The 22,945-nt window shown below is 44.8% G+C and carries 23 protein-coding genes; 10 read left to right on the top strand and 13 right to left on the bottom strand.

Annotated elements, in window-relative coordinates; genetic code table 11:
• The 4 genes from OW491_RS08795 to madM all read left to right on the top strand — a co-directional run bounded on the left by OW491_RS08795 (position 1) and on the right by madM (position 2,881).
• Positions 1-651, top strand: coding sequence for a malonate decarboxylase holo-ACP synthase (locus OW491_RS08795; RefSeq protein WP_290035615.1), 651 nt, complete (start codon positions 1-3; stop codon positions 649-651).
• Positions 652-1,569, top strand: a complete 918-nt coding sequence (locus tag OW491_RS08790) for a malonate decarboxylase subunit epsilon (RefSeq protein WP_290035612.1) — start codon at positions 652-654, stop codon at positions 1,567-1,569. It begins immediately after the preceding gene.
• Positions 1,570-1,685: 116 nt separating this feature from the next.
• Entirely contained in the window at positions 1,686-2,111 is a 426-nt protein-coding gene (gene madL / locus OW491_RS08785; protein ID WP_075178865.1) for a malonate transporter subunit MadL, read from the top strand.
• Positions 2,112-2,116: 5 nt separating this feature from the next.
• Positions 2,117-2,881: a malonate transporter subunit MadM gene (madM, locus tag OW491_RS08780; RefSeq protein ID WP_290035610.1), complete on the top strand. Its 765-nt coding sequence runs from the start codon at positions 2,117-2,119 to the stop codon at positions 2,879-2,881.
• Between the two features lie 222 nt (positions 2,882-3,103).
• Here the strand turns inward: madM and OW491_RS08775 are convergent, their stop codons facing one another.
• The 10 genes from OW491_RS08775 to OW491_RS08730 form a co-directional block, all read right to left on the bottom strand.
• A complete protein-coding gene (locus OW491_RS08775) occupies positions 3,104-3,541 on the bottom strand; it encodes a hypothetical protein (RefSeq protein WP_290035609.1) in 438 nt (145 codons plus the stop codon).
• A gap of 659 nt (positions 3,542-4,200) precedes the next feature.
• Positions 4,201-5,388 (bottom strand): benzoate/H(+) symporter BenE family transporter, encoded by a 1,188-nt coding sequence (locus tag OW491_RS08770; protein WP_290035608.1) that lies wholly within the window; start codon positions 5,386-5,388, stop codon positions 4,201-4,203.
• An 82-nt stretch (positions 5,389-5,470) separates the two neighbouring features.
• Positions 5,471-6,811, bottom strand: a complete 1,341-nt coding sequence (locus OW491_RS08765; protein ID WP_290035607.1) for an MFS transporter — start codon at positions 6,809-6,811, stop codon at positions 5,471-5,473.
• 82 nt (positions 6,812-6,893) lie between these two features.
• Positions 6,894-7,703, bottom strand: a complete 810-nt coding sequence (benD, locus tag OW491_RS08760; protein WP_290035606.1) for a benzoate diol dehydrogenase BenD — start codon at positions 7,701-7,703, stop codon at positions 6,894-6,896.
• Positions 7,700-8,725, bottom strand: a complete 1,026-nt coding sequence (gene benC, locus OW491_RS08755) for a benzoate 1,2-dioxygenase electron transfer component BenC (RefSeq protein ID WP_290035605.1) — start codon at positions 8,723-8,725, stop codon at positions 7,700-7,702. The genes benD and benC overlap by 4 nt, the downstream gene beginning before the upstream one ends.
• A gap of 19 nt (positions 8,726-8,744) precedes the next feature.
• Entirely contained in the window at positions 8,745-9,233 is a 489-nt protein-coding gene (gene benB, locus OW491_RS08750; protein ID WP_290035604.1) for a benzoate 1,2-dioxygenase small subunit, read from the bottom strand.
• Positions 9,230-10,606: a Rieske 2Fe-2S domain-containing protein gene (locus tag OW491_RS08745; protein WP_290035603.1), complete on the bottom strand. Its 1,377-nt coding sequence runs from the start codon at positions 10,604-10,606 to the stop codon at positions 9,230-9,232. The genes benB and OW491_RS08745 overlap by 4 nt, the downstream gene beginning before the upstream one ends.
• A 140-nt stretch (positions 10,607-10,746) precedes the next feature.
• A complete protein-coding gene (gene catA / locus OW491_RS08740) occupies positions 10,747-11,679 on the bottom strand; it encodes a catechol 1,2-dioxygenase (RefSeq protein WP_075172157.1) in 933 nt (310 codons plus the stop codon).
• A 122-nt stretch (positions 11,680-11,801) separates the two neighbouring features.
• Positions 11,802-12,092, bottom strand: a complete 291-nt coding sequence (gene catC / locus OW491_RS08735; protein WP_075172158.1) for a muconolactone Delta-isomerase — start codon at positions 12,090-12,092, stop codon at positions 11,802-11,804.
• 54 nt (positions 12,093-12,146) lie between these two features.
• Complete coding sequence (locus OW491_RS08730; RefSeq protein ID WP_290035602.1) at positions 12,147-13,265, bottom strand: muconate/chloromuconate family cycloisomerase; 1,119 nt, start codon at positions 13,263-13,265, stop codon at positions 12,147-12,149.
• 107 nt (positions 13,266-13,372) lie between these two features.
• Here OW491_RS08730 and OW491_RS08725 point away from each other — a divergent pair, with 107 nt between their 5' ends.
• Positions 13,373-14,275 (top strand): LysR family transcriptional regulator, encoded by a 903-nt coding sequence (locus OW491_RS08725; RefSeq protein ID WP_290035601.1) that lies wholly within the window; start codon positions 13,373-13,375, stop codon positions 14,273-14,275.
• A gap of 76 nt (positions 14,276-14,351) precedes the next feature.
• Here OW491_RS08725 and OW491_RS08720 read toward each other — a convergent pair whose 3' ends face one another.
• The gene (locus tag OW491_RS08720) at positions 14,352-15,833 is read right to left on the bottom strand and encodes an ATP-binding protein (protein WP_290035599.1); all 1,482 of its coding nucleotides are present in this window, start codon (positions 15,831-15,833) and stop codon (positions 14,352-14,354) included.
• Positions 15,834-15,887: 54 nt separating this feature from the next.
• Entirely contained in the window at positions 15,888-16,325 is a 438-nt protein-coding gene (locus OW491_RS08715; RefSeq protein ID WP_075178874.1) for a nucleoside deaminase, read from the bottom strand.
• Positions 16,326-16,586: 261 nt separating this feature from the next.
• Between OW491_RS08715 and OW491_RS08710 the strand changes: the two genes are divergently transcribed.
• Positions 16,587-18,299: a proline--tRNA ligase gene (locus OW491_RS08710; protein ID WP_290035597.1), complete on the top strand. Its 1,713-nt coding sequence runs from the start codon at positions 16,587-16,589 to the stop codon at positions 18,297-18,299.
• Between the two features lie 103 nt (positions 18,300-18,402).
• Here the strand turns inward: OW491_RS08710 and OW491_RS08705 are convergent, their stop codons facing one another.
• Positions 18,403-19,626, bottom strand: coding sequence for a YihY family inner membrane protein (locus tag OW491_RS08705; protein ID WP_075172164.1), 1,224 nt, complete (start codon positions 19,624-19,626; stop codon positions 18,403-18,405).
• A gap of 132 nt (positions 19,627-19,758) precedes the next feature.
• Between OW491_RS08705 and arsC the strand changes: the two genes are divergently transcribed.
• From arsC to OW491_RS08685, 4 genes are read left to right on the top strand one after another with little or no spacing between them, the layout of a single operon-like run.
• On the top strand, positions 19,759-20,109 hold the full coding sequence (arsC, locus tag OW491_RS08700) for an arsenate reductase (glutaredoxin) (RefSeq protein ID WP_075172165.1): 351 nt from the start codon (positions 19,759-19,761) through the stop codon (positions 20,107-20,109).
• Positions 20,109-20,711: an NAD(P)H:quinone oxidoreductase gene (gene wrbA / locus OW491_RS08695; protein ID WP_290035596.1), complete on the top strand. Its 603-nt coding sequence runs from the start codon at positions 20,109-20,111 to the stop codon at positions 20,709-20,711. The genes arsC and wrbA overlap by 1 nt, the downstream gene beginning before the upstream one ends.
• A complete protein-coding gene (locus OW491_RS08690) occupies positions 20,708-21,091 on the top strand; it encodes a DUF2069 domain-containing protein (RefSeq protein WP_290035595.1) in 384 nt (127 codons plus the stop codon). Before wrbA ends, OW491_RS08690 begins: the two co-directional genes overlap by 4 nt.
• A gap of 15 nt (positions 21,092-21,106) precedes the next feature.
• Positions 21,107-22,804, top strand: a complete 1,698-nt coding sequence (locus tag OW491_RS08685) for a SufS family cysteine desulfurase (RefSeq protein WP_290035593.1) — start codon at positions 21,107-21,109, stop codon at positions 22,802-22,804.
• Positions 22,805-22,945 lie beyond the last annotated feature (141 nt).

Here is a 22,945-nt window from a genome sequence, read left to right as displayed (position 1 = left end):
ATGAGCTGGCATGCGCACGACTTAGTATGGATAACAAGCAAAGCTGAATTGATGCTTGCTGAAAACCATCAACCCATACCGGATTGGGTACTTACAAGTACCGGCCCTGTAGTGGTTCGTCGTGCGATGCCCATAGTTAAACAGAGTATTAAATACATTCCTGTAGGAGTACGCGGAGGCGGCAAAGCAGAACGTTGTGCCGCTTATGTACCAACACACTACATCCTACAATCTATCAGCCCATACGAGATTGTAAAACGTAAGCTCTGGGCTAATCACCCACTGACAACAGAACATTCGGTTTTTAAAGCGTTGGATTCATTAATACCACTTCTTGAGTCGCTCGGTCGTCCATGGGGGATCACCGGAAGCTGTGGCTACGAGCTAGCGACAGGAATCCCGCAACTAACGCCACGTAGCGATCTGGATTTAATTATCGATGGGCAAACATTGTGGTCTAAAGCTGATGCGTCACGATGGTTAGCGTCTTGGAGCGTAAAGGGTTGTCGCTTGGATATACAGTTAGAAACCCCAATGGGGGCCGTTGCATTGGCTGAGTGGGCCTTACGTGATAATCACGTGTTGGTAAAAAGTAATCATGGCCCCTCCCTTGTTAGCGACCCGTGGGGCTTAGCCAAGGAGAGCGCATAAATGTTAACGGCATTTACTTTTCCGGGGCAAGGCTCACAGTTTCCCGGTATGTTAAGGGAGAACCTACCCGATGATCCAACCACACACAGCTACTTGAGTCATGCAGAAAGCGCTTTAGGCCAAACCATAACAAGTATTGACTCCGAAAGTGCCTTAAAAGAAACCGTTAATGTCCAATTGGCATTACTTATTAGCGGAGTTATTTGGGGTAAATACCTAATGGATAAAGGGTGCGTACCGGATTATGTCATGGGGTTATCCGTGGGCGCTTATCCTGCGGCGGTCCTTGCTGGTTGCTTGTCATTTGAAGATGCTCTTCAATTGGTATCCTTACGAGGTCGATTAATGCAGACTGCTTTCCCGCAAGACTACGGAATGCTAGCGCTGCTTAATGTAAACCGCACGGTAGTAGAATCCGTGTTAGAACAACAGGTGATAGAGGGTAAGCGCGTTTATTTAGCGAACATTAACGCCGAAGACCAGTTTGTTCTGGCCGGTTATAAACCCGCCCTATTGGAGACCGCTGCCGTCATCAAATCGAAAACCCGATGTACTTCTCGCTTATTAGAGGTTGCGGTTCCGTCCCATTGCTCCTTATTAAAAGACCAATCAGAGTACTTGTTGAGCAAATTAGAAAAAACAATAATCAATCGTCCTAAAATCCGCTACATTAGCGCATCAAAATCAAGGTTAATCAATAATATAGACGATATTCGTATAGACCTTTCTCACAACATGGCAAACCAAGTACATTGGCATGATAGCAGCCAATTGTTGCTGGAGCGTGGTGTGGGACGGGTTATTGAAATACCACCCGGTTCGACACTAACAGGTCTATGCCGCCGGGTATTTACTCAAGGGCAATGCTTTGCTGCTCAAAGCACGCGCCTCGACACTTTGCTTTATCAGCACCTATAAATCTTTCAACTTAATCTATATGCCTATTTGAGGAGATTAAACACTAAAAACCACTCGCATTAACAACACAAAATTATACAGCCAGAAATAATAGAAATAACAACTGGAGAAAAATTATGATCATCTACGGAGTTGCTCTGCTGTCCGTTTGCACCTTAACGGGCATCGCTATTGGGCAAATGTTAGGCAAACTAATTGGCGTCCCTGCCAATGTCGGAGGTGTAGGAATTGCAATGATCCTACTTATCTTAGCCGGTACATATCTTAAAAAGCGCGACTTACTCAACATAAAAACTGAGCAAGGCGTCGAGTTTTGGAGTGCCATTTATATCCCAATCGTTGTTGCTATGGCGGCAAAGCAAAATGTAATGGGTGCCCTAACTGGGGGACCTATGGCAATTACAGCCGGTATTTTTGCGGTTGTTTGTGGATTTTTGTTAGTACCGGTATTGAGCCGAATCGGGAACGACGAAAGCTCAGAGACAACAAAGGCCGTTTCAGTAGAAACGCCATCGACTACAACCTCTAGCTCTGTGCGGTGATCATTATGTACGAATCTTTATTAGTAGTAAGTAATAAATACAGCTTGGTCATGGGTTTTGCCGTTATTGGATTAACCATGTGGTTATCTTATTGGGCGTCAGGCCGCTTTACTAAAGGCCGTGTTCACGGCTCAGCTATCGCTATCATACTAGGGTTGTTTTTAGCCTATTTAGGCGGTGTATTTACCGGTGGTGAAAAAGGAATTGTCGATCTTCCTTTGTTATCGGGTATCGGCATTTTAGGCGGCTCCATGTTACGAGACTTTGCTATTGTGGCAACTGGCTTTGGTGTGGATATTGATGAGCTGAAACGCGCAGGTAAAGCGGGTGTTATTGCCTTATTTATGGGGATTTTTTCATCCTTCGTAGCAGGTGTTTCCATCGCATTAGCATTTGGATACACCGATGCGGTGAGCTTAACCACTATTGGTGCGGGTGCTGTAACTTACATTGTTGGACCCGTAACCGGGGCTGCTATTGGTGCTAGCTCAGAAGTCATGGCCTTGTCGATTGCCGCGGGCTTGGTTAAGTCGATTTTAGTGATGATATTGACACCTTTTGTTGCGCCCTACATAGGTCTAAACAACTCACGCTCAGCCGTTATATTTGGTGGATTAATGGGAACGTCCAGTGGTGTGGCCGCAGGCTTAGCAGCTACCGACCCTAAACTCGTCCCTTACGGCTGCTTAACCGCTGCTTTTTATACCGCACTTGGCTGCCTACTAGGCCCATCGCTTCTGTTCATACTTATGCGCGGTATGTTTGCTTAAAAAAATCACGCCTTCAGCCTTATTCTTGTCCTATAGTGGTTCGAATAAGGCCTTTTTATTTACATCAATGAGCATAAGAAAATTAGTAAACAAACTAAAATCCCATATATAAAAAAAGATTTTTTACAAGATTTTATAGCTTCGTTAACACTGCAGTTGATATTTATATCCACTTCCACAACAATCCAAGATATTGCCACCAAGTGGCTTGGTGGCAATATCTCATTTTTTTATAATTTTAATAGCTTCATCGATAGAAGGTTTGCCATCTAATATTAAATATTTTATGACACCATTTTTTAGGTCTACTGAGCTCCAGGATGTTTTCGATGAAGGGATAACCATGCAAAATTCTTTTGGCTTTTGAATTTTAGTTGGCGATCTAAGTGGTTGATAAGTAACAGTCGAACATAGGGAGTTTCCATTAGCACGCCAAACGCCTATATCAACTATGTCGCCGTTAGGGTTATAGCCTCTGAATTCATAATTAGAATCGAATTGAAATAATGCTGGTGTAAATTTATTTGTAATTAGTATGGAATTCCCACTTAAAATTTCCTCTACATCTACTGATTTTTCTTTTATAGTCGGTTGTGAACTAGTTACAGTCGATAAAAATAATGTAGAAGTGATTATCGTAAATTTTACTAAATATTTCATGCAACCTCCAAGTCTGCTGTAAAGTAAATAGCACCAACGGCAACTTGTAGCCAGTCAGCAAGGTCTGTTATTTCTTCACGTACAAGTTCTTCTAACGCCTCTACATAACCCCCCTGATAAACCGTTAAATATATTGAAATCGGGATCGCCTAGATTAGAGCCGTAAGTTCCAAGTAATTCTCCGTTAGCATACACACTCATGTTTGTATGGCCTGTCAAACCGGAGAATTCATTAATTACAATCTCGTATTTATTCGATATAAATTCATTCCTTGAATATCAGTTATTGAAAATGATATGGATTCTTCTTTGCATTAGCAACATATCTACTTATTAAGGATAATACAACCTTCTTATACTAAACACTCGCCATCAGTAAGACATCTATAACTACTCCGGCAAGGTTATTCGCAGTGGACGCTAACGAGACAACCCCAGCTGCTTCCATGATAAACGCCGCTCTGCTGTGCCGGTAATGGCACTAAAATTGAGTATCACTAGGAACATAAAACTCAAGCTTAAAAGATAACCGCTTAATGACATTAGTTTGTGTAACCATGAGCCTAGGGAATGTGCTATCAATAGGCAGAAAAAAAGGCGACCTAAACTAAGGAACATACGATTAAGTCCCCAGTATTGATATACCTGTTCCATATCACTCATTCTGTATCTACCTTTGTTATTGTTTTTATATTCAAAATCCAATAACACGCCAAGCTAATCACGACTCCCCAGAATGCCGATAAAAGCCCGTAAACCGAGAGCCCTGATGCCGTGATGATAAAAGCGATCAGCGATACTTCTCGATGCGCAGCGTCCGCCATTGCGCCTGCAAGGTTGTTAGCGATGGGAGCTAATAGGGCTAACCCAGCGAGTACGGCAATGAATGCGGCGGGCAAGGCTGTAAAGAGTGACACGATCGTTCCTGCGAATACCGCGCCGGCTAAATAGAAAATACCGTTAAAAATACCCGATACGTACCGTTTACTTGGATCTTCGTGTGCGTCTTTTCCGGTGCAGATAGCAGCGGTTATGGCGGCTACAACGGTGCTTATTCCGCCTGTGAATGCCAATGGGATTGACACTAAACTGGTAAACGTAATGATTGGTTTGGCACTGACCTTGTACCCGGCTCCCTGTAGAATCGCCATGCCAGGTAGAAATTGCCCACTTAAACTGACCAACACAATCGGGAGTGCGACACTCAATACTGATGCTATGGTCCAATGCGGGGTAATCCATTGAGGATGCGCTAGCTCTAAGCCTACGTGAGATAGCGATGTACCTTCACTAAAAATAGCCAACACTATTCCAGCACCTAACAGACACACCAGTGTGTATTTAGTCAGCCAACGGCGAGCAACTACGTAGGACATTAGCATACCCAGCGTTAATACAGGCGTGGTTTCAATAGCCAGAAAGGCGCCTAGACTAAATTGGAAGAGTATACCGGCCATCATACCCGCGGCTATGCCGGGTGGAATCAGTTTAACTAGGTAATCGAAGGCGCCACTGACACCAATAATCAGCTGGATAACGGCGGCTGTTACGTAAGCTGCGACCATTTCATTGAGTGATAAATCAGGGAACAAACCGACTAATAAAGCAGTACCGGGTGCCGACCATGCGGTCACCACCGGCACTCTTAAGACTGTACTGAGCACAATACTGGTAATGCCTGCCCCGATTGAAATACTCCATACCCATGACGTCATCATGTCATGATCAATGCCCGCTTTGTTACCCGCCTGAAATACGATAGCTAACGGACCGGAATAGGAGACTAAGACAGCCAGCAACCCAGCCACTAAAGCAGAGACAGAAAAATCTTTAATTAACGTTGGCATATCTTCCTCCCGTTACATGTAAAAAAGCTCTGACGCATAAACGCCAGAGCTTTCGATAGGATAATAAATGGATATCTGACTCTTACTGAGCCGTGCTTCCACTGAATGATCCAAGACTATCTTTTTTAACGGGATTACGGCCTACAAAAGCAACCGCGATGGTAGCAATCGCTCCAGGGACAGCTAACGCAAGGAAGTTTATATGATGTGGTAATGCCATCGCCATTAATACACCGCCTAACATAGGCCCTAATAATGCGCCATTTCGCCCGATACCTGAAGCCCAGCCTAACCCTGTTGAACGAATGTTAGTCGGATAGTATTGAGCAACATAGGCGTAAAGTAGGATTTGCGAACCAATTGTTGTAGCTCCAGCTATTCCCATTAATAAGTATAAGACCCACATAGGGTTCTCATAACCTAGGGTGATGAGTGCCGTTGTACCAAGAATAAAGAAGCTGATAAGTACCGAACGTAATGAAAACTTATCGGCTAAACGCCCGCCCCCTACTGCACCAATAATAGCGCCAATATTAAGTACCATTAAGAACATAAGGCTAGAGCTTAAAGGGTAACCGGCCAATGACATGAGTTTGGGTAACCATGAACCTAACGCGTATACCATTAATAGGCAGCAAAAAAAGGCGATCCAAAACATCATGGTTGATAGCGCACGATTATCCCGAAATAATTCAGCTACCGAGGCTTTGCTGACGTGAGCAGCCGGAATGGTGAGTTCATCTGATTCAGCGATCTGACGTTCTGGTGCAATCTTAATCAACACATGACGCGTTTGATCCTTGAGGCCTTGCGACATCATAAAGCTTGCCGATTCGGGCAAAAACTTAATCATAAAAGGCACTAGCAGCAACGGAATTACCGCTAAATAAAACATAACCTCCCAGCCGTACGTTGGTACGATCCAAATTCCTAAGCCTGCGGACATCATGCCACCGACGGCATAGCCACTAAACATCAAAGCGACCATAGTGCTACGACGACGCTTTGGTGAGTATTCGCTCATTAACGAAACCACATTGGGCATGACACCACCGATGCCTAAACCCGCAATAAAGCGTAATATGCCAAATACCCAAGGATCTGTAGCAAAGCCATTGACGACTGTGGTTAAGCTAAAAAGAATAACACAGGCTAAAATCGTTTTTTTACGTCCAACCTTATCGGACATCATGCCAAACCCGATGGCGCCAAACATCATGCCAAACAACGCACTGCTGCCTAGTAGCCCCGCCACGTATGGGTCGAGTTGCCATTGCTCCATTAGAATAGGAAGCACAACACCGTAAATGACTAAGTCGTAACCATCAAAAATGATAACCAAAGTACACCAAAAGAGTACTTTCCAGTGGAAAGGATTAAACGTTGCATTATCGATGACGTCTTGTACGTCGATTGTTTTCATTGATCTACCCTCTTATTTTTATTGTGAGCCAACCTTACTCAAGTCAGTGCTCATGTAGATGTGTTCACGTGATTATTTTTGATTAGCCGAGATCGCCTCCTGCCACCGGTAAGATGGTGCCTGTGATGTAACTGGCAGCATCCGATGCCAGAAATAAAATAGGATCAACCTGCTCATCCAATGAACCATAGCGATGCATTAGGCTGTTACTGACTGTTTGATCAATTAGCGTCTGATACCAGGCAGCTTCTTGCTCTGTTTGAGGCTTCGAGTTTCTTGGCGTTAATCGTGGTGGTGCTTCAGTGCCACCCGGTGCTGTGGCATTAACACGAATATTGTGTTCGGCATATTCATAAGCCAAATTCACGGTCATCGCATTCACACCGCCTTTTGCGGCGCCATATGGCACACGCATCAGTCCCCGCGTTGCAACAGACGATACGTTAACAATCACACCTGCACCCTGTTCTAAAAAGGCAGGTAAAACCGCTCGACAGCCCCATAATGTGGGGAATAGCGAACGCTGGATTTCTTTTTGAATTTGCTCAGGTGTGTAATGCTCAAAAGGCTGCGCCCAGATGGTGCCCCCCACGTTATTAATGAGGATGTCGATGCGGCCAAAATGGGCGTTGGCTTTTTCCATAACTTGCTCTGCACCAACCCACGTTTCTAGGTCTGCCTGTAGCGCCAAAACGTCAATATCTAGCGCTTGCAGCTCCTTCGCAACATCGTGGATATAATCCGCAATATCAACGATAACCACTTTTGCTCCTTCGTCCCCAACCCGTTGCGCTACCCGCTTTCCAATACCCTGAGCAGCACCCGTGACCACGACCACTTTATGACTAAAGCGTGACAAGCTCGTTGGATAAGACTTATCTACTGTGCTCATGCGACTTTTTCCTTTGTGCTCACCAGGCTTGGCGCAAACTTTTCGTAATGAAATGAGTGAGGTTTGATAGTGTTATCACGGAAATAACCCAGCACGGCATCGACCATTGGCGGTGGCCCACACAGATATACATCAGTCGCTTGATCTAAAGCTGCATCTTCCATGTGATGTGTTACATAACCTGTAAGCGGATGCTGACTTTCAGGGTTGGCTACAACTGTCTTGTAACTGAACGACGGGATAATGTCGGCAAATGCTTCTAATGCCGCCAAACCGACAAGGTCATCTTCATTCGTTACACCATAGATAAGATGGATAGGATGCTCTACAGCTTGCACTTTTAGATATTCGAGCATTGCCAAAAAAGGTGCCAAGCCAGTGCCACCGGCTAACATGAGTACAGGACGCTCAACGGGTCTTAGATAAAAGCTACCCATAGGCCCATTTAATGAAAGCGAATCGCCAGTACGTGCTTTACCGACTAACCAGGTACTCATCAAACCGCCTGATACATTGCGGATAAGAAAGCTTAATTGATCACTGCCGGGTTGAGAGCTAAACGAATAAGCACGCGTTTCTTGAGTACCAGGCACCTGAATATTCACGTACTGCCCTGCTAAAAACTCAACCGGTGATTGGGCTGTGATTTTGAGTTCAATAGCCGTTGGAGATACTAGATTCACTTCATCGACAACTGCAGTTAACTCGGTTGGTCCCGCTTTGCATAACGAGGAGGCAATCGGTATTTCAACAACACAGTCGCTAGCCGGCACCATTTGGCAAGTTAATACTTTTCCGGCTTCAAGCTCTTCGTCTGATAATGCGTCGTCAATGTATTCATCTCCAAGGTCAAACTTGCCTTGGTGGCATGCGCCTTTACAGGTTCCGCACACACCATCAGAGCAGTCCATGGGTAGGCGAATGTGAGCGCGATAAGCGGCATCTAGCACGGTTTCATCATCATTACAGGTAATGAAGCGCGTTACACCATCTTCAAAATTTAGGGCTATGTTGTACGGCATAATCATTCACTCCCTCGGGTTATAGGTGATACACATCAATCACTTGATTGATGTAGTCATTGTTCAGAACGACTTTTTTATGCGTGATAACAAACTGCTCGCCACTTGTAGCGATCGTGCAGAAATTGGTACCAAAAAACTGTGTCGTCTCTTTATAGCGATGGCTCAAGGTGTGCCAGTTGTAACGAACTTTCACCTCTGTATCGGTTGCCGAGAGAACCTCTAGATTAGCGATAAAATGGGTGGTTCTCGGTTCTGGCATGCTGGCACCTGAGCGCTCTGTTTTGATGCGATATACACGGTCTTCTAACCCATCCCTATTCGGGTAATAGATTAATGAGATCTCGCTTTGAGGATCGTCGGTTAACTCATCACAATCGTCCCAGGCAGGCATCCAGTAAACGGCGTCTTCGCTGTAGCAGGTGAGCCATTCGTCCCACTGGCGATCATCTAATAAACGTACTTCGCGATAGATAAATGCACGGATATCTTGGTAGCTAGCATTCATGACACTTCTCCTACGTTCGATACGGCTATGAGTTGTTTGCGTTCATTTTTGATAGCGCGGGTCATTTCGTTGACCCAGTGAAGGTGATGATTAACGTACAGCCCTTCATCTTCCGGCTTTACTCCGCTCAACGTAGGTTTCATATCAATTTGATTGGCATGATCGTCTGGGCCATTGATCCAGTGTGCCGCGCCTCGGCTCATATCATTCCACTTCATACCGGACGCTTCGTAACCTTGCTGGCAAGCTCGGAACTCTTCCAAATCATCGGGAGTTCCCATGCCACTAACATTAAAAAAGTCTTCATATTGACGGATACGCTTAGCACGGAGTTCGGCGGGTTCGTTTTTAGGCGCGAAGGCAAAAATGGTCACTTCTGTTTTGTTAACATCAATTGGGCGAGTTACCCGAATTTGTGTAGAAAACTGGTCCATTAAGTAAACGTTCGGGTACAAACACAAGTTTTTAGTGGTACGTACAATTGAATCAGCTCGTGCTTCTCCAAAGGTTTTCTCTAATCGCTCTAGTTGGTTAAATATGGGGCGGGCTTCGGGGTTGAGTAACCGTGTCCAAAGCATCATGTGGCCATGTTCAAAAGAATAGAACCCCCCATCGGCAGACCATGAACGGGCATCGACCGCTTCTGTGCCGCCCTTTTCATAGTTGCGATGGCCCATTGTAGACAAGTAGTTCCAATGGACCGTTCCTACGTGATAGCCATCCGCACCATTTTCAGCGGTTAATTTCCAGTTGCCCTCGTAGGTATAGGAAGATGTTCCGCGCAATACTTCAATACCATCTTCCGACTGATCAACAATGTTATCGATGATTTTAGTGGTTTCACCAAGATGCTCGGATAACGGAATAACGTCATCGCTTAAGCTGCCAAATAAAAAACCACGATAGTTTTCAAAACGTGCCATTTTTTTGAGGTCATGCGAACCATCCGTGTTGAACTGTTCAGGATACCCACCCTTTTTCTGGTCCCTAGCTTTTTGAAATTTGCCATCGTTTTTGAACGACCACCCATGGAATGGGCAAGTAAATGAGGTTTTATTACCACGCTTACGACGGCATAAAGTTGCCCCCCGATGTGAGCACGTATTGAGAATGGCATTTAGCTCTCCGGACTTGTCGCGGGTAATAACAACAGGCTGGCGACCCACTGTGACGGTAAAGTAATCGCCTATTTCAGGGATTTGGCTTTCATGTGCTAAAAATACCCAGTTACCTTCGAAAATATATTTCATCTCTAAATCGAAGAGTTCTTTATCAGTAAAAACACTACGGTCACATTGGTAACGGCCCGTTTCCGGATGCGCAATGACTGCGCTGTTTATCTTGTCTTGTAGTTGATCTAATCGTTTAGTCATAACAGTCACTTACCCTCGATTTCGTGTCTGAGGTCTAGATTTAGGCCGACGTTAGCCAGGCCGCCTCTTTAGAGCCAGCAGACAGAAATCATCGTGTTCTATTGATTCGGCAAACTAATGCCGGAAGTTACTACCGAAAGTTATGCAGCGTCAGCTTCTAGCGCTCGTACTCGGGCATGACGCTCTTGTGCCGTTTCGTTTGGTGCGTTCAATAACGTGATATTGAATTCCAACTTTTTATAGTCGCCTTCAATATCCCAAGGGTTAGGGCTAGCAGAGACTGTTTTCGCTTCAACAACTAATTCATCCTTCGTTGCAAAGGCAAAGTCGTCGTATGTGTATTTATCACCTGCCACATTGATTTGCGATGTGAGATGACGAAACCCTGGCTTGGTCACAAAGAAGTGGATGTGTGCAGGGCGTTGGCCGTGGCGGCCTAAGTTATCAAGCAATAATTGAGTTGATCCATCGGGTGGGCAACCGTAACCAGACGGTAAGTAACTACGAACAGTATAGCGACCATCGGCTCCCGTTTTTATGCGACGACGTAAGTTGTAATCGCTTTGAGAGGGATCGAAGTACGAATAACGACCTTTTACATCGGCATGCCAAATATCAACTATGGCATCCTCGATCGGTTGACCTTGCTCATCAGTCACTACACCGGTGAAAATCATGGTTTCACCTTCAACGCTACCATCATCCATACGGGCAAAGCCTTCAGATAGCGGAGCGCCGGCGACATACAAGGGCCCTTCGATTGTCCGTGGAGTCCCGCCTGTTAGGCCCGCTTGTTCATCTTCGGCATCCATGCGGATATCGAGATAATGGTCAAAGCCTAAGCCGGGTGCCAGTAGTGCAGCTTCACCGTTTTTACCTAAATCATTAATGTAATAAACCGCACTCCAAAACTCTTCTGGCGTGACATCAAAGTCTTCAATCGCTTGGTAAAGATCACGAACGACGCGGTGAACGATATGCTTAAACCGTTCGTCACCGCCTTCTTTATCCATACCGGCTACTTTTTTAAGCAGAGATTGTACTTGTGCAGTGTTCATTGTTTTAACTGACATGACGTTGGTCCTCATCTGTTGTTTTTGTTATATCGGATTTTTGTCTTAACTGATTGGGAATACCCGTTAAGGAGTAACTATTTACTTTTATTTTTTTATATAAATATCTGTTATTAAAGCTTTTAACGATCATCTTCGTTTATTGAGGATGGGTGACGGCATAAGGGTGTCACTGCAATATCCATATAAGGAAACAAGGGAAGTCCTGTAATTATGTCGTGCAATTCGACATTACTGTCGACATCAAAAATACTAACGTTTTCGTAACTACCGCTGATACGCCATAAATGACGCCATTTACCTTGGCCTTGTAGATCTTGTGAATAGGCTTTTTCGCGAGCCTTGATATCGGCTACCATCGCCTCTGGCATATCAGTGGGTATATTCACTTTCATTTCGACTTTAAAAAGCATGTGAACTCCTTATTTTTATGTCTTTTGTGCTTTTTGCTCAGGACTATTTCCCGTCTATTTACGACGGTAAAATGCTAACTTGTCTTCATCGATCTCAACCCCTAAGCCGGGTGTCGTGGGAATCTCGACCCCGAAGTTTGAGTAGTTGAGCGGATTAACTACAATGTCGTCCTTCATCAACAAGGGGCCAAACATTTCGGTGCCTACATGCAATTTTTCAAGGGTTGACCATGCATGCAATGAAGCAACAGTACCGATGGTTCCCTCAAGCATGGTGCCGCCATAGAGGCCGATCCCAGATGCTTGCGCTACTGATGCCAGCTTGAGTGCACCGATAGGCCCTGCGGATTTAGCAATTTTCAGCGCATAAGACCCGCTAAACCCTGCTGCCGCGAGCTGAAAACCATCCGTTGCATCATTAATGGATTCGTCCGCTAAGATGGGAATAGTGAATTTTTTTGAAAGCCTTACTAGCGAAGCAAAATCTTTAGTTGGGGTTGGTTGCTCTACCCAGTCAATCCCTGCCGATTGCAGGGCTTGCATACCTTTAGTTGCGGTAGATTCATCCCAGGCTTGGTTGACATCAACGCGAATACTCACAGAATCTCCTAAAGCAGCTTTAATTGCAGCAACGTGCTTTACGTCCTCCATTACAGGGCGAGAGCCAATCTTTAACTTAAAGACACAATGGCGTTTCGCTGCGATCATGGATTGAGCTTCATCGATATCTTTAGCGGTATCTCCGCTGGCTAGCACCCACAATACGGGAAGGTGCTGGTGAATCGCTCCACCAAGCAGTTGAGAAACCGATAAACCTTGTTGCTTTCCCTTTAGATCAAGTAGTGCGGTTTCGATGGCAGATTTTGCCAAATGATTTGCACGGATATTGGCATTCAGCCTTACTTTCAAGGTATTGATATTATTGGAAGGCTGATTAAGTAACAGCGGGGCCAAATAACTATCGATAGTCAGCTTTATGCTTTCAGGGCTTTCTGGCCCATAACTTAAACCGCCAATTGTTGTTGCTTCTCCTAAGCCTTCAAGCCCGTTAGAATCTTTTATACGAACAATCACCATGGTTTGAACACCCATGGTTGTCATGGATAGCTTGTGTGGACGAATGGTAGGTATATCGACCAGAATAGCGTCTATTGAATGGATCGTTGTCGACATGAAAACTCCGTGACTTATTTTTTGTTCTTGTTTAGTCGATAAATTACGGACTTTTTGTAAGACTAACCAATATTGAATAAGTAGTGAGCAATACCTTGGAGGTATGGATGGAATTAAGACATTTACGATATTTTTGCGTTGTTGCCGAAGAGCTTAATTTAACCAGAGCCGCCGAAAAGTTATTCATCGCTCAGCCACCGCTAACACGCCAGATAAAACAGATAGAAGAAGAAATAGGCGCAGCGCTTTTTATACGAAAACCTAGAGGGTTAGAGCTAACCCAAGCGGGTTTGTACTTTAAAGATCAGGCGAGGCAAATACTGAATAAGGTGGATACCACGATTGTGGATACGCGGCGTATTGCGGAGCATGGAAAAACGGTGTTTTCCATCGGGTTTGTCCCCTCCATTTTCTACGGACAGCTACCCTTGATGGTCAGACGGCTTAGAAAGAATAAGAACTTAGAAATAATGCTTTACGAATTAAAAACACGCGAGCAAATCGATGCCCTTAAAACAGGGAAAATAGATATCGGTTTTGGCCGTCTGAGTATCGATGATCCAGATATAGAGCAAGAGCTGCTATTTAATGAGCCCGTACTAGCCGCTGTGCCTACCTCACATGTGATTTCTAAATCGAACCCTACCATGGCGGCTTTATCTGAAGTCCCCATGATCACTTTTCCTGCCGGGAATGGGCCTAATTTTTCCGATATATCGCAGTCTCTTTTTCATAGCCGTGGTTTAAGCATTAATGTAGTTCAGCAAGTCAATGATGTGCAAACAGCGTTATCGCTGGTGGCTTCTGAAATGGGGTTTACGTTAGTGCCTGATCAGGTAAAACGCTTAATCCGCGAAAACGTAAGCTTCGTGGAAATTACAGGAGACAGCATTTCTGTACCGGCTATTGCGTCTCGCCGCCGTGGTGAGGCACCTAACTCTGTAATGCGTTTAGCAAATACCATTTTGGCTGAGCTGGTTGAAAACCGTTTAACTGGCAGGTATCCATAATGGGCGGGATGCGAGGTAATCAGTCAGCGCATTTGCACACTCATCCACTATGTAAGTAGATGAGCGTGATCCAGAATTAAGCCTGAAGCGGCAGTTGCATGTGGAAGGTAGATCCAGACTCCTCATCAGATGTCACAGCCATGTGGCCTTGATGCTGTTCAGTGATGATGTAATACGAAAACGACAAGCGTTGCCCCGCGTCGACACTTTTCTCTGGTTCTTGATTGCTAAAGAAAGGCTCGAACAAATACATTTGCTCTTCGTTAGATAAGCCTTTGCCGTTATGCTGGACCTTAATCCATAGGTTACCGTAGCACTCTGCTAGCAATAGCTTAATGGTTGGGATAAACGGCTTATCGCTGTTGGTTGTTACCACTTCACTTGCTAGCTTCTCATCTAATGAATGACACGCATTACGTAACAAGCTTAAGAATACCTGCTGCATTTCGGTGATGTAGCATGGCGTGAGTGGCAAGTTTTCATCAAAGTGGCGTTCGATTTTGATACGATGAAAAGGCAATCGTTCAGATACAGACAGAATATCTCCAGCCAAACGCAATGTGTTTTCCATCACATCGACCATATTAACCATTTGCTTTTTCTCTTGCCGGCTGCGGGCAAATGCAAGCAAGTTGTTAATAATGGTGTTTACCTGATCGCCTTTTAACGACATCTGATTGGCTATTTCATCTAAGCGCTCAGCACGTTTGGCGTTTTGTTGCGCATCATCAGAATCGGCATTTGCACGCAACGCACGTTGAAAACTTCGAAGATCAAGCAGAATGCCTTGTAAAGGTGTATTGATATCATGCGCCATGGTAGAGGCCATCTCCCCCATAAACGACATCTTGTCGTTATGAATGAGCATATTTTCTGCCATGGTCTCTTTACTAATGTCATCAATCAACAAAACGACACCACCGTCACTGTTTTCACGTAACGGGTAAATTGTGATGTCAAAATGGGACATACTGCGCAGGCTTTGCTTAATGTGGACTGTGTCTTGGTTTTTAATCGCCTGCTGAATTTGATCAGGAGAAACCGTGGCCGTTGGGTAAGCTTCCCACAATGATTTACCTAAAGCGCGTTCTGCAGAAATTCCTGAGACTTCCTCGGTACGGCGGTTCCAGTGAGTAATACGTCCATCTTTATCTAAACACACTAACATTAGCGGCATCGATGTCAGAATATCGGTGATATACGCTTCCGATGTCATGAGCCGCTTTGTTGTTAATATATGTTGTGCTATTTCTTGCTCTAGTGCTTCGTTACTGGCAAGCAACTTGGTATTTGATTCATTAAGCGTTGCTGTACGCTCTTTAACTCGCACCTCAAGATCATCACGTATGGCGTGCAGTTCTCTATGGGCTTTAAACAACCGGCGGCGCGCAATGAAAAGCCCCAAAATTACCAATGACAACAAAATAATAAGAATGCTGCTTGAGAAGTTAGCAACATACTGCCAATTGGTACGACCATCTTCATATTTAAAGTATGACACTATTGCAGCTTGAGCAAAGCTAGGCAGCAATAACGAAAAAATGACTAAATAACGCAATTAGAATTCCTTAAAATCGACGCTAGACCTGCATAAATAACCCGTTAACAAGGGCTATACACCAATATCTTCGTTCCAGAGCTCAGGCTTATCTGCAATAAATTGTTCCATGATAGAAATGCATTCAGGATCATTTAGCACGGTAACCTGAACTCCACGTTCTTTTAGATAAGCCTCAGGCCCTTGAAAGGTTTTGTTCTCGCCAACAATGACTTTACCAATACCGTATAACAACACGGTCCCACTGCACATATCACATGGAGATAAGGTCGAGTACAGTGTTGCTCGTTGATAGTCTGCGGCTTTTAAACGTCCGGCTTTTTCCAAACAGTCCATTTCTGCGTGCAAAATAGCACTGCCTCGTTGAACCCGCTGGTTATGTCCAGCGGCAACAATTCGATCATCAATAACTAAAACAGAACCTATGGGTATACCACCTGCCGCCAGTCCTTTTTTGGCTTCATCGATTGCGGCTTTCATAAACTTATCCATAGCGCTTCTCCTGATGACAAAAGAAATAACTGGCTCGTGTTGCATATTGGGAGCAAGTTTCTTAGCGATGTAGTGAAATCAATAGATGTACTCTTACAGGCAGTTAATATATCGATTATCTGTTTAAATTGATAATCTTGAAGGTATTTTTTTGCCTAATATGACTGTTTCCTGAGCTTCTGTGCGGTCTGGCTTGTTACCAAGAGAGCTACGCCCTAGAATAAAGCGATTTTTCATACGAACTGTAAGGGTCTTCACGACATGCGCGCTAGTCAATTTTTAATTGCTACCCTAAAAGAAACACCATCCGATGCTGAAGTTATTAGCCATCAACTCATGCTACGTGCTGGTATGATCCGTAAAGAAGCTTCCGGCCTCTACTCATGGTTGCCCATGGGTTTAAGGACATTGAGAAAGGTTGAGCGAATTGTCCGTGAAGAAATGGAAAATGCTGGCGCTCAAGAAGTATTGATGCCGACAGTACAACCGGCTGAGCTGTGGGAAGAATCTGGCCGTTGGGAGCAATACGGACCAGAACTACTGCGCTTGAGCGATCGTCATGGCCGTGCTTTTTGCATGGGGCCTACACACGAAGAAGTCATCACAGACTTGGTGCGTCGCGAGCTTAAAAGTTATAAGCAATTACCGGCAAATTTTTATCAAATTCAGACTAAGTTCCGTGACGAGATTCGACCTCGCTTTGGCGTGATGCGCTCGCGCGAATTTATTATGAAAGACGCCTACTCTTTCCATGCTGATCGTGAGTCTCTGCAAAATACTTATGAGATTATGCATCAAGCTTATACGAACATTTTTACGCGACTTGGCTTAGACTTCCGTCCGGTTTTAGCAGATACAGGATCGATTGGTGGCAGCAGCTCTCATGAGTTCCATGTGTTAGCTGATTCTGGTGAGGACGACATCGCGTTTTCTGATAGCAGCGACTATGCAGCCAATGTTGAGCTAGCTGAAGCACTATCACCTGCTGGTGAGCGCGCTGAGCCAACTATGGAAATGACGTTAGTTGATACACCCAACGCAAAAACTATTGCACAGTTGGTTGAGCAGCATAACCTAGCGATCGAGAAGACAGTTAAAACGTTGATCGTAGCTGCCTCTGATGAGTCTGATCACTCATTTATTGCTTTACTGGTGCGTGGCGATCACGAGCTTAACGAAATTAAAGCTGAGAAACTGCCAGAAGTAGAGTCTCCTTTGCGCATGGCTACAGAAGAAGAAATCCGCGGCTTTATGGATGCAGGGCCAGGCTCAATCGGTCCTGTTAATTTAACAATTCCGTGTGTTATCGATCGTGCTGTTGAAAAAATGTCAGACTTTGGTGCTGGAGCGAATATCGAAGGGAAGCACTTTTTCGGTATTAACTGGGATCGTGATATGCCAACACCAAAAGTCGCTGATCTACGCAATGTTGTGGAAGGTGATCCAAGCCCATGTGGTCAAGGCACGTTACAAATTAAACGTGGTATTGAAGTGGGCCATATTTTCCAATTAGGCACTAAGTATTCTGAAGCGATGAACGCAACCGTGTTAGATGTGAATGGTAAAGCTGTCGCTATGGATATGGGCTGCTACGGCATCGGTGTTACGCGTGTTGTAGCGGCGGCTATCGAACAAAACCATGACGAAAACGGTATTATTTGGCCGGCTTCGCTGGCTCCATTTCAGGTCGCCCTTATCCCTTTAAATTATGATAAATCTGAAGAAGTTCAACAGGTTGCAGACGCCATTTATAGTGATTTAAAAGCGGCAGGCATCGAAGTTATCATGGATGACCGTAAAGAGCGGCCCGGTGTTAAATTTGCTGATGCTGAGCTAATGGGTATTCCTCATCGCCTCGTCATTTCTGATCGCGGTATTAAAGCCGGTGCTTACGAATATAAAGGCCGTCGCGATGATGATAAGCAAGATGTGAACGCAGAAGGTGTTATTGAGTTTCTTAAAGCTCAGCTTTAATTGGTAAATATAGGCTCAATAAAAAAGCGGTTACTATCACTAGTAGCCGCTTTTTTTATAGTGTCGTTATGGAAAATTCTCTTTGCTTAACTTGGCCAATCAATTAACTGGCAGGGTCTTTAAACAAAAGGTCAAGTGATACGTCCAGCTCACCCTTTTGAATCTTTTTCACTCTGTCTAAGTGGGTATCCAACGCTATAGGCCAGCCTTTATTCATTATTGCATTGTTCATTGGACTAGGCAGTGGCCAAGGTAAACGATCGCATAATTCACTCAGAGTCAGTGTACTTAGGTCTCGACTTAATAAATATTCGCCCTGATCTGCACGGCGTATAATTTTCTGCTCCATCAGGATCTGCACATAGCTATCCCAGCCACTTTGATCTAAGCCTGGAACATTTTGTAATAGCTCATCATCCGATAAAGTTGTCCCACTTTGCTGTGCAACCCATAGGGCATGTAACACTCCCATGATTGTATGTAAGTGGGAAAACTCGCGCGTGCGGTCTAGCGTTTTATAGACAGTAAGGGCTCGTGTTAACTCAGCGCCCAAGAGGATGATGACCCAACTAATGAATATCCAAACAAGAAACAAAGGTACAGCTGCAAAAGCACCGTAGATCAGTTCATATGATGGAAACTGCGTAGCATAGAAAGCAAAGCCACGTTTAGCCGACTCAAATAAGATGGCTACAACCACACCGCCAATAAATGCATTACGAATCGGCACTTTACAGTTTGGGACCGCGACATACAGCAAGGTAAAAGCGACAGATGACAAAATAACAGGCAAAAACAAGAGCAATCTGCCCTTTCCTACCAGCTCTGTTGCGTCAGATATAAAAGGAAGACTGGCTATATAAGAGGTAACTATTAACCCTAGACCAATTAGAATAGGCCCTAAACTTAGCACCGCCCAATATAGCAGAAAACTAGAAACGCCTTTTCGTTGATCACTCACACGCCAAATTCGGTTAAATGCTACCTCTATATTGCGCATCATCATGATGGAAGTCACCGCAAGAAAGCCGACACCAACCCCGGTTAGGCTCTTAGCCTGACCTGTAAATTCTCGTAGGTATTCTTGCATCACCTCCCCTGTGGTGGGGACAAAATTTGCAAAGATCCATCCTTGTATTTCATCTCCATAACCATTGATGGAAGGGATGGCCGAGATCATGACATAAGTGACCGTCATTAAAGGCACTACAGCAAATAATGTGGTGTATGTCAGTGCCGAGGCATTAATTATCCCACCATTGTTAATAAACTGTTTAATGAGATACCGGACAAAACCGACAAAGGTTGAATCCAAAATTGCTTTCATGAAGAGAAATTCCTTTCTGTAACTTTGTTGCACAGAGCTTGGCATATACAATACCAGCTTTGCAGCTTCGCGATTCTTTTACAACCCATGCATTAGAATCAGTGCTTTAGAATCGTCTGACAAGGAATTGATATGAGCCAAGTAACTATTTTCCATAACCCACGTTGTTCTAAATCTCGTGAAACACTCGCACTGTTGACTGATAAAGGTATCGAACCAACTATCGTTGAATACCTAAAAAATGTACCGAGTAAGGATGAGCTGAAGGCCGTCATATCTGCATTACAGATAAGCCCACGTGACTTGCTGCGCAAAAAAGAAGCCGAATATAAAACAGCTGGCGCTGATGACCTTTCCTTAAGCGACGAAGCCATTATCGATATTATGCTTGCTAACCCAAAACTCATAGAACGCCCTATTGTAGTAACCGGAAATAAAGCTCGCATTGGCCGCCCTCCTGAATCAGTACTTGAGATTCTATAATGAGCGCCCCTTATATATTAGTGCTTTATTACAGTAGTCACGGTTCTACAGCAAACATGGCTAAGCACATCGCCCGTGGTGTTGAGCAATGCGGCATAGAGGCACGGATACGCACAGTGCCGCCGGTTTCAAGCGTATGTGAAGCAACGGCTCCGACAATTCCTAATGATGGCGATATTTATTGCACAGAAGCAGACCTTCGGGATTGCGCAGGCTTAGCGCTCGGTAGCCCTACGCGTTTCGGTAATATGGCAGCAGCGCTCAAGTATTTTATCGACTCAACTAGCAGCTTGTGGATGTCTGGCGCGCTGATTGGTAAACCTGCGACCGTCTTTAGCTCCACGTCCAGCCTACATGGCGGGCAAGAAACCACTCTGCTTAGTATGATGTTACCGCTTATGCACCATGGAATGGTCATTACCGGTATTCCTTATAGCGAAACCGCTTTACTTACCACCCAAAGCGGAGGCACTCCCTATGGTGCAACGCATGTAGCAGGTCAGGATAGTAAACGTGCCTTGGACTCAGACGAAATTTCACTGTGCCAAGCTCAAGGTAAGCATTTGGCGAGCATTGCCGTTAAATTGGGAGCTAGTCAATGAGCACTCTACAGACCAAGGTTCGGTTAACACGCTTTCTCACTGTGTCGTGTTATGCGGGGCTGCTGATACTCTTTACTGCATGGTATGTCTTTATTCACCCTGTTGATACGGCCAACCCTTGGGTAATTTGGCTGATTCATTTTCTCCCTTTGGCCTGCTTTTTCCCTAGTATTAAAAGCGGTAATCCTCGCAGCCACGCGTGGTTATGCTTTATGTTATTACTGTATTTTAATGAAGCCATATTAGCCGCAGCAACCAACCCTGAAACAAGAGTATTCGGCTTGATTTACGCTTTGCTTGTGGTTGTATTATTCACAGCCGCGATGATGTATGCGCGCTGGGCTAGCCAATTAGCTCGCCAAAACCTTCCTGCCCAATAAAGGACTAGCATTAACATGTTTGATGTATCAAGAATACGCCGAGATTTCCCAATACTGTCATCACGTGTCAACGGGAAACCACTGGTATATCTTGATAACGCCGCCACAACACATAAGCCTCGTGTTGTTATGGACAGTGTTGCTCGTTTTTATAAACTGCAAAATAGTAACGTACACCGTGGCTCACATACCTTGTCCAATGCCGCAACCACAGAATTCGAGAATGCTAGGAAAATAGCCGCTAGCTTTATTGGTTCTCCCGATCCTGCCCATGTTATTTGGACAAAGGGGGCTACGGAAGCGGCTAACCTATTAGCTTATTCGTTAGGTGATTTGTTAATTAAGCCAGAAGATGTGATTCTGGTTTCGACGATGGAGCATCACGCTAACCTTGTACCTTGGCAGCAGACTGCTCTGCGCAAGGGGGCTACCCTTGTTCCTGTCCCGCTAACAGATGAACAAACGCTAGACATATCTGCTTATGAGTCCCTATTAAAAAAGCATCGCCCTAAAATTGTTGCATTAACTCACGTATCAAATGCACTAGGGGTCATCAATCCTGTCGAGCAGTGTTGTCATTTGGCTAAACAATATCATGCAACAACCGTTATTGACGGCTCTCAAGCTATTGCCCATCTCTCGGTGGATGTTAAGCAATTAGGATGTGATTTTTACTTTTTTTCAGGGCACAAATGTTATGCACCCGGTGGTGTTGGTGTGCTTTGGGGCAAAGAAGACTTACTAAAAGCCATGCCGGTGTGGCAATGTGGCGGAGAAATGATCAAGCACGTCAGTTTTGATCACACCGAGTTTAATGACCTTCCCTTTAAGTTCGAAGCGGGAACTCCTCCAATAGCGAGTGTATTGGGTTTAGCGGCTGCGCTTGAGTACTTATCAACGCTAGATAGACAAGCCGTGCAGGCGCATGAATCGGCACTGCGTCGGTTTGTTGTCGACTCCCTACAACAATACCCGGCTATCAAGGTATATGCCCCATTTGCAGAGAACGTAGGCATTGTTTCGCTTAGCATCAGCGGGCTGCATCATCAGGATGCCGCTTTTCTATTAGATGAACACGGCATAGCGGTCAGGACTGGACACCATTGTGCCATGCCTCTAATGGAGTCTCTTTCAATTCAAGGCACTTTGCGTGCTTCTTTTGCCTTATACAATACACGAGAGGAAGCCGAGACATTTGTCGCACATATTATCGATTTATTGTCTTCTACAATGGCAAGTAACCAACTGATTAAACCAAACAGTGACCAAACAATTGAAGCCACCTTACCGGCCATTAGCTTCCCTGACGCCAACCAGCTAGTTGAACTCGATCAACGTCTTGCAGCTGAGGCACAGCAAAATAAGCTAGCTCTCTTGCTATCCCAAGCTGATCACCCAAGCCTGTTACCCCAATCATACCATTGTGACCAAAACCGCATTAGCGGATGTGAGTCTGATGTTTGGCTGGTTTGCCAGAAGCTTGAGGTTCATGGAGAGCTTTTTTTTAACTTTGCGGTCAACTCTAATGCCAAAATTATGCAAGGCTTATCGCTATGGGTTTTAAGCTTTCTACAAGGTAAGACGGCTTCAGAGATTCAATGCTTCGATGTTACGGAGGCCCTGCATTCTCGGGGCTTGCACCGATTTATCAGCCCTTCCCGCACTAACGGATTGCACGCGATTGTCGAGACAATTAAAGCGTACACTCGCTAGTAACTACCTCCCCAGGGCCTGGCGAACAACAAATTAGAAGGCTGCAATCGCTTGATCTTTAAGCCTCAATAGTCGAAGATTCGATATATCTAGAATATTCAATATTCGTGTATAGCAGCCCCTTTTCATATGCGAAACAGA

The sequence above is a fragment of the Neptunomonas sp. CHC150 genome (genome assembly GCF_030397555.1).
Classification (GTDB): Bacteria; Pseudomonadota; Gammaproteobacteria; order Pseudomonadales; family Balneatricaceae; genus Neptunomonas; species Neptunomonas phycophila.
Note: the sequence above shows the minus strand (reverse complement) of the source record. Positions and strands in the feature narration are given on the sequence as shown.

Excerpts from the sequence above, each read along its gene's own strand:
- OW491_RS08690 (WP_290035595.1), top strand. The coding sequence starts at position 20,708 with ATGAGCACTCTACAGACCAAGGTTCGGTTAACACGCTTTCTCACTGTG.
- OW491_RS08685 (WP_290035593.1), top strand. The coding sequence starts at position 21,107 with ATGTTTGATGTATCAAGAATACGCCGAGATTTCCCAATACTGTCATCA.
- OW491_RS08745 (WP_290035603.1), bottom strand. The coding sequence starts at position 10,606 with ATGACTAAACGATTAGATCAACTACAAGACAAGATAAACAGCGCAGTC.
- OW491_RS08790 (WP_290035612.1), top strand. The coding sequence starts at position 652 with ATGTTAACGGCATTTACTTTTCCGGGGCAAGGCTCACAGTTTCCCGGT.
- OW491_RS08710 (WP_290035597.1), top strand. The coding sequence starts at position 16,587 with ATGCGCGCTAGTCAATTTTTAATTGCTACCCTAAAAGAAACACCATCC.
- OW491_RS08795 (WP_290035615.1), top strand. The coding sequence starts at position 1 with ATGAGCTGGCATGCGCACGACTTAGTATGGATAACAAGCAAAGCTGAA.
- benD (WP_290035606.1), bottom strand. The coding sequence starts at position 7,703 with ATGAGCACAGTAGATAAGTCTTATCCAACGAGCTTGTCACGCTTTAGT.
- madL (WP_075178865.1), top strand. The coding sequence starts at position 1,686 with ATGATCATCTACGGAGTTGCTCTGCTGTCCGTTTGCACCTTAACGGGC.
- benC (WP_290035605.1), bottom strand. The coding sequence starts at position 8,725 with ATGCCGTACAACATAGCCCTAAATTTTGAAGATGGTGTAACGCGCTTC.
- catA (WP_075172157.1), bottom strand. The coding sequence starts at position 11,679 with ATGTCAGTTAAAACAATGAACACTGCACAAGTACAATCTCTGCTTAAA.
- wrbA (WP_290035596.1), top strand. The coding sequence starts at position 20,109 with ATGAGCGCCCCTTATATATTAGTGCTTTATTACAGTAGTCACGGTTCT.
- OW491_RS08730 (WP_290035602.1), bottom strand. The coding sequence starts at position 13,265 with ATGTCGACAACGATCCATTCAATAGACGCTATTCTGGTCGATATACCT.
- OW491_RS08715 (WP_075178874.1), bottom strand. The coding sequence starts at position 16,325 with ATGGATAAGTTTATGAAAGCCGCAATCGATGAAGCCAAAAAAGGACTG.
- catC (WP_075172158.1), bottom strand. The coding sequence starts at position 12,092 with ATGCTTTTTAAAGTCGAAATGAAAGTGAATATACCCACTGATATGCCA.
- OW491_RS08705 (WP_075172164.1), bottom strand. The coding sequence starts at position 19,626 with ATGAAAGCAATTTTGGATTCAACCTTTGTCGGTTTTGTCCGGTATCTC.
- arsC (WP_075172165.1), top strand. The coding sequence starts at position 19,759 with ATGAGCCAAGTAACTATTTTCCATAACCCACGTTGTTCTAAATCTCGT.
- benB (WP_290035604.1), bottom strand. The coding sequence starts at position 9,233 with ATGAATGCTAGCTACCAAGATATCCGTGCATTTATCTATCGCGAAGTA.
- OW491_RS08765 (WP_290035607.1), bottom strand. The coding sequence starts at position 6,811 with ATGAAAACAATCGACGTACAAGACGTCATCGATAATGCAACGTTTAAT.
- OW491_RS08725 (WP_290035601.1), top strand. The coding sequence starts at position 13,373 with ATGGAATTAAGACATTTACGATATTTTTGCGTTGTTGCCGAAGAGCTT.
- OW491_RS08770 (WP_290035608.1), bottom strand. The coding sequence starts at position 5,388 with ATGCCAACGTTAATTAAAGATTTTTCTGTCTCTGCTTTAGTGGCTGGG.
- madM (WP_290035610.1), top strand. The coding sequence starts at position 2,117 with ATGTACGAATCTTTATTAGTAGTAAGTAATAAATACAGCTTGGTCATG.
- OW491_RS08775 (WP_290035609.1), bottom strand. The coding sequence starts at position 3,541 with ATGAAATATTTAGTAAAATTTACGATAATCACTTCTACATTATTTTTA.